We start from the raw sequence: 8,782 nt of genomic DNA, 5'->3' as shown, positions 1-8,782 counted from the left end.
GGGCGCGTTGACGAAGCGGAACTGTTTCAGATCGGCGACCACACCTGAGGGGATGTATCACCGGATCTGAAGGACGTTGCGGGCCGACAATACAGCGCTGATCGGGATGCTGTTCACGAATCGAAACCCATTGGGGTCGGTGATCGAAACACCCCCGTGCCTGCGACTATTACGCAGCGTTCCCGCCCGGAAACCGGGCGGGATAGGGTATAACCCTCGCTAGTTCTCCAGTTTGTAACCCAGTCCCCTGACCGTCACCAGATGTTCAGGTTTGGCGGGATTCACCTCGATCTTCGACCGCAGGCGCTTGACGTGAACGTCCAGCGTCTTCGTGTCTCCGACGTAATCGGCTCCCCACACCCGGTCGATCAACTGACCGCGGGTGAGAACCCGGCCGGAGTTGCGAAGCAGATACTCGAGCAGATCGAACTCCTTGAGTGGCAAGGTCACCGCGTCCCCGTTGACGTGCACGGTGTGCCGGTCGACATCCATCCGCACCGGGCCCGCCTCGAGCACCCCGTCGGCGGAGTGGTCGGAATCCGTGTCTCCGCCCCGACGCAGCACCGCCCGGATCCGCGCGATCAGCTCGCGCGCCGAGTAGGGCTTGGTGACGTAGTCGTCGGCACCGAGCTCGAGACCGACCACCTTGTCGATCTCACTGTCGCGTGCGGTCACCATGATCACGGGAACCCCGGACCGCGCCCGCAACTGCTTGCAGACGTCGGTACCGCTCATCCCGGGCAGCATGAGGTCGAGGAGCACGATGTCCGCGCCGCTGCGATCGAACTCCGCGAGGGCGGACGGCCCGTCGCCGACGACGGTCGCCTCGAACCCCTCCTTGCGCAGCAGGAACGCGAGTGGGTCCGCGAGGGATTCCTCGTCCTCCACGATCAGCACATTCGTCACCGGTTGGCCTCCGAGTTCATGGCGACCTGGGTCGGTCGCTCCTGGTGTGTGGTCTTGCGGGTCGGAACGGGATCGCCCGGTGCGTCACCGGGCGAGAGCGAGTCGGCCGACTCGTCGGCCTCCTCGACGTATGCGGGGATGGCGAGGGTGAACGTGGAGCCGGTCCCCGGTTTGCTCCACAGCGTGATCGAGCCGTTGTGGTTCGCGGCGACATGCTTGGCGATCGCGAGACCGAGCCCGGTGCCGCCTGTCGAGCGCGACCGCGCCTTGTCGACACGGAAGAACCGCTCGAACACCCGCTCCTGGTCCTCCTTGGCGATGCCGATCCCCCGGTCGGTGACAGCGATCGTGACGTCCTCACCGCGCACCGCCCGGCTCACCGAGACCGGCGAACCGGCGGGCGAGTAGGCGATCGCGTTCTCGACGAGATTGGACAGGGCCGTGACGAGCAGCGTGCGGTCGCCGAGTACCTCGAGCCCGCTCGGCCTGTCCGCGGTGACGGTGATACCGGCGTTCTCCGCGGTGAGGATGCTGCGCCGGATGGCCTCGTCGACGATCTCGTCCACGGCGACCGGTTCGAGGTCGGGGAGCTTCTCGGCGCCCTGCAACCGGGACAGGGCGATCAGTTCGCCGACCATGTTGCCGAGCCGACGCGACTCCATGAGCACCCGCTCACCGAAATGCCGCACCGACTCCGGGTCGTCCGCGGACTCGAGCAGCGCCTCCGCCAGCAGGCTCATCGCACCGACAGGGGTCTTGAGTTCGTGGCTGACGTTCGCGACGAAGTCGCGGCGTGTGGCCTCCATCCGCGCCACCTCGGAGTCGTCGTCCGCGAACAGTACGACGAACCGCCGATCCTCCTGGCTGAGCAACTGCGCGAAGCCTCGGACCGCGATCCGGCCCCGCCCGCGGACCGGGTTCTTGACGCTCAGATCGACCTCGACGGGCCGACCGGTGTCGAGAACCTCGTTGGCGGCCGCCCACGCCCGGGCCTCGATGGCCCGGTTCACGACGAGCCCCAACTCCTCGGCCCGCGGGTTGAAAAGGACCACGTCGTGGAATCGGTCGACGACGGCGATGCCGCTCTGGCTGGCGAGGACGATCAGGTCCAGCACCTGGGACATCGTCAGGCCGGCCTGCTCGGCCTCGATTCGGGTGTGACGTGCCCTGAGCCGAGGCACGAGTACCCCACCGACGACGTAGCCGAGCACCGCCGCGAGAACGACGAGGCCGACGACGACCAGAACAACAGTCACGAGGGAATCGTACGGCCGCGCAAACAACGATCCGAGCCGGGACCGGCCGTTTCGTCGCACGTCACAGGCCGTAGCCGTGCCGTTCCACGGCTGTTCACCTGACGTTCGACCCGGGCCGGCCGCGCGCCGCGTCGCCCCGGGTCGATCGACATGCAGCTACTACTTCGCGCCCTGGCTGGCGACCGCAGCGGCACCTGCGGCGGCGGCCTCGGGGTCGAGGTAGGTGCCGCCCGGGTTCAGGGGCGTGAGGTTCTCGTCGAGGTCGTAGCGCAGCGGGATGCCGGTCGGGATGTTCAGTCCGGCGATGTCCTCGTCGGAGATCCCGTCGAGGTGCTTGACCAGGGCCCGCAGCGAGTTTCCGTGGGCGGCGACGAGAACGTTCTTCCCCGCGAGAAGGTCCTGGGAGATGGTGTCCTCCCAGTACGGGATCAGCCGCTTCACGACGTCGAGGAGGCACTCGGTGCGCGGAACCTCGGGCAGGTTCGCGTAGCGGGCATCGCCGTCCTGGCTGTACTCGGTGCCCACCTCGATCGGCGGCGGCGGGGTGTCGTAGCTGCGACGCCACAGCATGAACTGCTCGTCGCCGTACTCGGCCTTGGTCTGCGCCTTGTTCTTGCCCTGCAGCGCGCCGTAGTGCCGCTCGTTGAGACGCCAGTCGCGCACGACCGGAACCCAGTGCCGGTCCGCGGCGTCGAGGGCGATGTTGGCTGTGCTGATGGCCCTGCGCAGCAGGGATGTGTACAGCACGTCGGGCAGCACGTCGTGCTCCTTGAGGAGCTGGCCTGCGCGCTTGCCCTCGGCGATGCCCTTGTCCGTCAGATGGACGTCCACCCAGCCGGTGAACAGGTTCAGCGCGTTCCATTCGCTCTCGCCGTGGCGGAGCAGCACAAGGGTTCCAGTACTCATGACTCAATCGTGACACGAAGACGGCGGCCGCTGCGGGCCCGGGTTGGGCGCGGACGGCCTCCCGGATCGCGCCCGGCCCGCTGCCGGTGCGTTCAATCGCCCGGCGCGCCGGATTCGCGATTCGGCCCCGCACGCCTCCGCCGTGAGATATCTCATATATGACAACAGGCGTTGTCATCGATTCACGCACTGAAACGGGGGTTCCACATGCGTGATCACAGTCGTCATGGCCTCACTCGCAGGGCCGTACTCACAGGTATAGGCGGCGCAGGCGTGATCGCAGGCCTCGCCGCGACGAGCGGTACCGTGTCAGCGCTGCCCGCACTCTCCTCGCCAGCGCTCCGCTCGGGCGGGCGCACGGTCGCGGTCTTCGGCGGCGGCATGGCTGGACTGACCGTCGCCCACGAACTCGCGGAGCGCGGTTTCCGGGTCACCGTGCACGAGCCGACGGCACTCGGCGGGAAGGCTCGCAGCATCACCGCGGCCGGCACCGGAACCGACGGTCGTGGCGACCTGCCCGGCGAACACGGATTCCGCTTCTTCCCCGGCTTCTACCAGAACATTCCCGACACCATGCACCGCATCCCGTTCCCGGGGAACCCGAACGGCGTCTTCGACAACCTCGTCTCGACGGGCGGCTTCCGGATGACCCTGCCGGGCAGCGAGGACCTGTCGGTGCCGACTCCGTTCTCCCCGACGACCCGCTGGGAGCTGTACAACCTCGACGCCATCCGCAACACGCTCACCGCGAGCTTCGGATTGGGCCTGTCGATCCCGCCGCAGGAGCTCGCCATCTTCGTCGAGAAGATGGTCATGTTCCTCACCTCCAGCCTCGAACGCCGCAACGGCGAGTGGGAGAACGTCACCTGGGCGCACACCCTCGAGGCCGAGGGCAAGAGCAAGGCGTATCGCGAGTTCGTCATCTCCGCCCTCACCCGCCAGCTCGTCGCGGCCCGCCCCGACCAGGCATCCACCCGCACCATCGGCCAGGTCGGCCAGGCGTTCCTGCTCACCGGCGCGGGCGTCGTCCCGGGCTACGGTCACCTGGACCGGATCCTCGACGGCCCCACCAACGACGCCTGGATCGAACCGTGGGCAACCCTGCTGCGCGGCATGGGCGTCCGATTCGAGATGGGCAGCAAGCTCACCGACCTCGAGGTCGGTGGCGGACGCATCACCGGCGCGCAGGTCACCGACGCGTCCGGCTCGCGGTCATCGGCCGAGGCCGACTGGTACGTCTCCGCGATGCCCGCCGAACGGGTCGTCGACCTGCTCACCCCGCAGCTGGTCGCCGCGGAACCCCGCCTCGAGCTGCTGCGCAACCTCGTCGTGGACTGGATGGTTGGAATCCAGTACTTCATGCGGACCAAGAACGAACTGGCCGACGGTCACGTCGCCTTCCTGGGCTCCCCGTGGGCCCTGACGTCCATCAACCAGGCGCAGTTCTGGCGTGGCGACTTCGCCACCCGGTACGGCGACGGATCCGTGAAGGACGTGCTGTCCGTGGACATCTCGGACTGGGACACCCCCGGCATCCTGTACGGGAAGACGGCCAAGCAGTGCACCCGCGAGGAGATCGCCGCCGAGACCTGGGCGCAGATGAAGGCGAGCGTCAACGACGGCGCCCGGCCGATGCTGCGGGACGAGGACGTCGCACAGTGGTTCCTCGACCCGGGCGTCCAGTGGGACGCGGCGCGAGGCACCAACACCAACGAGACACCGCTGCTCGTCAACACCGTCGGATCGCTGGCGAGCAGGCCCGACGCGCGGACCGCGATCCCCAACTTCTTCCTGGCAGGCGACTACGTCCGCACCGACATCGACCTCGCCACGATGGAGTCGGCGAACGAATCGGGACGCGCCGCCGTCAACGCGCTCCTCGAGGCAGCGGACTCCCCCGCCGCCCCGGTGACGACGTACAAGCTGCACGAGCCGCCCGAACTCGCGCCGTTCCGCAAGGTCGACGCCGACCGCTACGCGGCCGGACTCCCGCACATCCTCGACGTGGGCTGACACTCGACGCCTCGGGTGCGCACACTGGTGACATGAACGCTCCGATCCGGGACCGATGGGTGTTGCACGTCGACCTGGACCAGTTCATCGCCGCCGTCGAGGTGCTTCGGGATCCCGATCTGCGGGGCAGACCCCTTGTCGTGGGCGGTCGCGGCGACCCCACCGAACGTGGAGTCGTCGCGACCGCGTCGTACGAGGCCCGGGAGTTCGGCGTCGGGTCCGGGATGCCGTTGCGCGTCGCCGCGCGCAAGCTGCGTGACGTCCCGGACGCGGTGTTCCTCCCCTCGGACGCCGAGACGTACACCACGGCATCGAATGCCGTCATGGACACCCTCCGGAATCTCGATGCTGTTGTGCAGGTCCTCGGATGGGACGAGGCGTTTCTCGGTGTCTCCGCCGTCGACCCCGAGAAGTTCGCCCGGTCCGTGCAGGCCGCTGTCCTCGACGCCACGAACCTGCACTGCTCGGTCGGCATCGGCGACAACACCCTGCGCGCGAAGATCGCGACCGGGTTCGGGAAGCCACGTGGAACATTCCGGTTGACCGCCGACAACTGGTTCGAGGTGATGGGCGACCGCGACACGTCCGCGCTGTGGGGAATCGGCACCAAGACCGCGAGGAAACTTGCTGCCCTGCATGTTCACACCGTTCGCGAGCTGGCGGACGCGGACGACGAGGCGCTCGCCGCTGCGCTCGGTCCGACGACCGGGCCGTGGCTGCGACGGCTCGGGCTCGGCATCGGACGCACCGAGGTCGACCCGGAACCGTATGTCGCACACGGCCACGGCCGGGAAACCACCTTCCAACAGAACCTCACCGACCAGGTCGAAGTGGAGGCCGCGGTGCGAGTGCTCGCGGAACGGGTCGCCCACGATGTGCGCGCCGAGAACCGACCGGCCGTGCGAGTGACCGTGAAGGTGCGGTACGCACCGTTCGAGACACACACCATGTCGGCGCCGCTCCCGGAGCCGACCCTCGACACCCGCGCGATCGCGGTCGAGGCGGTCGCGTTGACCGGCCGCCTCGACCACGATCGCGCCGTCCGACTGCTGGGCGTACGGCTGGACATGACACCGCCGGACGACACCACCGCGCACTGATGCGGGCGGTCACCACCAGTCGCGCCTGCGGAGCGGGCAACGGACGTGGTCGAACGCGCTCCCATCTCCCCGATTCCACCCACGGACGAGGTGGCCGAGTTCGGCTGCGGCGCGGCGCGAACCCGCCCCTCCTGCCAAATCACTGACCGGTAGCCACTGACGGAAACCGAACCCTGACCACCGGTAACGTGGGACGCCACCCGGTTCCCTGTGATCGAATGTCCCCGATCGAGCCAGCTGGACGCACCATGCGTCGTGATCGCGAAGGGGGACCGAATGAGCGTGCGCACCGGACACGAGAACACCGACCGGATCCTGCGCATGTTCGCCCGTTTCGTGGGCGTCGGCTATGTCGCCTACCTGGCCATCCTGCTGCCGTCGATCACCGCGATGGCGCCGCGGCTCGCGTCCTGGTGGACGCCTGCCGCGGTGGTCACGGTGTTCGGTTCGGGCATCACGATCTCGCTGGTGTCGTTTCGGCGCGACACCCGCGCCATCCGGATCACCGCCGGAGTCGCCGCTGCCGCGTTCCTCCTCGCCGCATTCACCTGGCCGCTCGCCTGGATCGGGCCGCCCGTTCCCGGCGCCGAGGGCGTGTGGCTGGCCGGCTTCCCCGGACTGGCGAGTATCGCCGCGGTGATTGCATGGCCGACTGCCGTCGCGTTCGGTCACCTCGTCGTCGGATGTGTCGCGGTGCAGTTGATCAACTACGGCGTCCGCGTCGACTCGTCCCTGACGATGCTCGTCGCGGAGATCGCGTTCGCCATCATGTTCTGCACACTCTTCGTCGGCGGGGCAGCGATGGCGATGCGGACCGGCCGAATCCTCGACTCCACCACCGAGCAGACCCATAGCGCTGCGGCGACCGCAGCGGCTCACCGTGCTCGTGCCGTCGAGCAGGACCGGTTCGCCGCACTGACCCACGACGGCGTGATGGCAACGCTGCTGACCGCATCCCGGCGGGCACCCAAGGCGGCCTCCGCCGGTCTCGCCACCGCGACCCTGCGGGAACTCGACGCGATCGCAGGCGGTGTCACCTCCGACCAGTCGTTCTCCGCTGCAGCCACACTCGCGTACCTGCGTGCCGCGACGGCCGAGGCGGACCACGATGCGGCCTTCCGGGTCAGCGGACGGGGCACCGACGACCTCCAGGTCCCGGCCGACGTCGCGCGCACGATCGCGTCGGCGCTTGCGGAGGCGCTACGAAACAGCCACAGGCACGCGGGGCCCTCGGCCACGAGCACCGTGGAGGTGGCGGTGACAGAGCGGGGCATCCGGGTTCGGGTGATCGACGACGGCGTCGGATTCGACCGGTCGACGGTCGCACCGCACCGGCTGGGCGTCACCGTCAGCATTCTCGGGCGCATGCGGCAGCTCCCGGGCGGGTCGGCGTGGATCGACTCGACGCCCGGGCACGGAACCACCGTTTGCCTCGACTGGGACGCAGCATGACTTCCGCAGTCGATCGCGGCGGTGACGTGCGGGAACTACTCGGGTTCCGCACCTTTGCCGCGCGGGTGCTCATCGGCGCCTACGTCGCGACGTTCCTCCTGCTCGCCCTCGTGACCGCTCCGGGACGCGAACCGTGGTGGGCCGAACTGCTGGCCTGGGCGATCGTCAGCGCCGGGGCCGTCACACTGGTCTTCCATCCATCGGATCCGCTTCCCCTCGGGGTGAGCCTCGCCCTGGTCCTGACGGGGCCCCTGGCCGTGAACCTCGTGTTCGCCGTCATACCCGCCCCGATCGACGGCCTCCTGCAAACCTGGCCGCTGGGGGCGTCGACCGCCATCTACACGTACATGTGTGTTCGCGGACGAACCTCTTTGGCGTGGCTCGGCATGGTCGCCACCCTGGTCAGTTGTGTGCTGTGGGCGCAGCGAACCGGGCAGGGAGCCGGCTACGGCCTCGGTATGTCCGTCATCAATCTGGCTCCGCTGGTGATGTCGACCTTCTTCGCCTGGAAGATCCAGCCCGCCGCCCGCGACATCTACGTGCTGCGGGAGCAGGCGACGATCCGGGTCGCGGCCGATGCCGCCGACCTCGCGCGGCTCGAGGAGCGCGACCGGCAGGTCCGGCGACTCGACGCACTCGCCCGCCCCCTACTCGAACGGATCGCCGCAAGCGAGGACCTCTCCGACGCGGACTGCACCGAATGCCGGCTGCTCGAGGCGTATCTCCGCGACACCCTGCGCGCGCCGATACTCTCCGAACCGATCGTGGTGACCGCCGCACGAGCAGCGCGGGCCCGGGGTGTGGAAGTCATCCTGCTCGACGACCGCGGCATGGACCACGTACCCGAGGCCACCCGGCGCGGCATCCTCGAGTCGGTTGCGACCCTCCTCGACGCCGCGTCGAGTGGCACCCTCACCGTGCGGGTTCTCCCGCCGCTGCGCGGCACCCTCGTCACGGTGCTCCACGACGATGCCGACGAAGTGACGCGAGTCGAGCTCGGACCGGACGGCGAACCGGTGGCCATGCCCGCTCGCCTCGGGTGACGGCCGGAGGCCTGCCGTCGGGTACCACCTGGCATCACCGACACAGCTTCCAGCGGCAAGGCCCGCCGGCAACTCCTCCGAGTCCGGCGGGCCCACCGTGTCACAC

Annotated in this window: 7 protein-coding genes; 4 read left to right on the top strand and 3 right to left on the bottom strand. The window is 68.8% G+C overall.

Annotation, left to right across the window (positions count from 1 at the left end; all coding sequences use genetic code 11):
• Positions 1–219: 219 nt before the first annotated feature.
• The 3 genes from RHCRD62_RS15445 to RHCRD62_RS15435 all read right to left on the bottom strand — a co-directional run bounded on the left by RHCRD62_RS15445 (position 220) and on the right by RHCRD62_RS15435 (position 3,068).
• A complete protein-coding gene (locus RHCRD62_RS15445; protein ID WP_050065589.1) occupies positions 220–906 on the bottom strand; it encodes a response regulator transcription factor in 687 nt (228 codons plus the stop codon).
• Positions 903–2,162: a sensor histidine kinase gene (locus RHCRD62_RS15440; RefSeq protein ID WP_050065588.1), complete on the bottom strand. Its 1,260-nt coding sequence runs from the start codon at positions 2,160–2,162 to the stop codon at positions 903–905. Before RHCRD62_RS15440 ends, RHCRD62_RS15445 begins: the two co-directional genes overlap by 4 nt.
• Before the next feature lie 159 nt (positions 2,163–2,321).
• Positions 2,322–3,068: a phosphoglyceromutase gene (locus RHCRD62_RS15435; RefSeq protein ID WP_050065587.1), complete on the bottom strand. Its 747-nt coding sequence runs from the start codon at positions 3,066–3,068 to the stop codon at positions 2,322–2,324.
• A 207-nt stretch (positions 3,069–3,275) separates the two neighbouring features.
• Here RHCRD62_RS15435 and RHCRD62_RS15430 point away from each other — a divergent pair, with 207 nt between their 5' ends.
• The 4 genes from RHCRD62_RS15430 to RHCRD62_RS15415 all read left to right on the top strand — a co-directional run bounded on the left by RHCRD62_RS15430 (position 3,276) and on the right by RHCRD62_RS15415 (position 8,676).
• The gene (locus RHCRD62_RS15430; RefSeq protein ID WP_050065586.1) at positions 3,276–5,081 is read left to right on the top strand and encodes a hydroxysqualene dehydroxylase; all 1,806 of its coding nucleotides are present in this window, start codon (positions 3,276–3,278) and stop codon (positions 5,079–5,081) included.
• Between the two features lie 32 nt (positions 5,082–5,113).
• Positions 5,114–6,181 carry a DNA polymerase IV gene (locus RHCRD62_RS15425; RefSeq protein ID WP_050065585.1) on the top strand — a complete coding sequence of 356 codons (1,068 nt, stop codon included), beginning with the start codon at positions 5,114–5,116 and terminating at the stop codon, positions 6,179–6,181.
• Between the two features lie 276 nt (positions 6,182–6,457).
• Entirely contained in the window at positions 6,458–7,633 is a 1,176-nt protein-coding gene (locus RHCRD62_RS15420) for a sensor histidine kinase (RefSeq protein ID WP_050065849.1), read from the top strand.
• Positions 7,630–8,676, top strand: coding sequence for a hypothetical protein (locus tag RHCRD62_RS15415; RefSeq protein ID WP_050065584.1), 1,047 nt, complete (start codon positions 7,630–7,632; stop codon positions 8,674–8,676). Before RHCRD62_RS15420 ends, RHCRD62_RS15415 begins: the two co-directional genes overlap by 4 nt.
• Positions 8,677–8,782: the final 106 nt, after the last annotated feature.

Origin of the sequence: Rhodococcus sp. RD6.2, from assembly GCF_001040705.1 — a bacterium.
In the GTDB taxonomy this organism is placed as follows: Bacteria; Actinomycetota; Actinomycetes; order Mycobacteriales; family Mycobacteriaceae; genus Rhodococcus_G.
The sequence above is the reverse complement of the archived record's forward strand: the minus strand, read 5'-3'. Positions and strand labels throughout refer to the sequence as shown.

Coding starts and splice junctions, on each gene's coding strand:
- RHCRD62_RS15430 (WP_050065586.1), top strand. CDS start 3,276: ATGCGTGATCACAGTCGTCATGGCCTCACTCGCAGGGCCGTACTCACA.
- RHCRD62_RS15425 (WP_050065585.1), top strand. CDS start 5,114: ATGAACGCTCCGATCCGGGACCGATGGGTGTTGCACGTCGACCTGGAC.
- RHCRD62_RS15435 (WP_050065587.1), bottom strand. CDS start 3,068: ATGAGTACTGGAACCCTTGTGCTGCTCCGCCACGGCGAGAGCGAATGG.
- RHCRD62_RS15415 (WP_050065584.1), top strand. CDS start 7,630: ATGACTTCCGCAGTCGATCGCGGCGGTGACGTGCGGGAACTACTCGGG.
- RHCRD62_RS15420 (WP_050065849.1), top strand. CDS start 6,458: ATGAGCGTGCGCACCGGACACGAGAACACCGACCGGATCCTGCGCATG.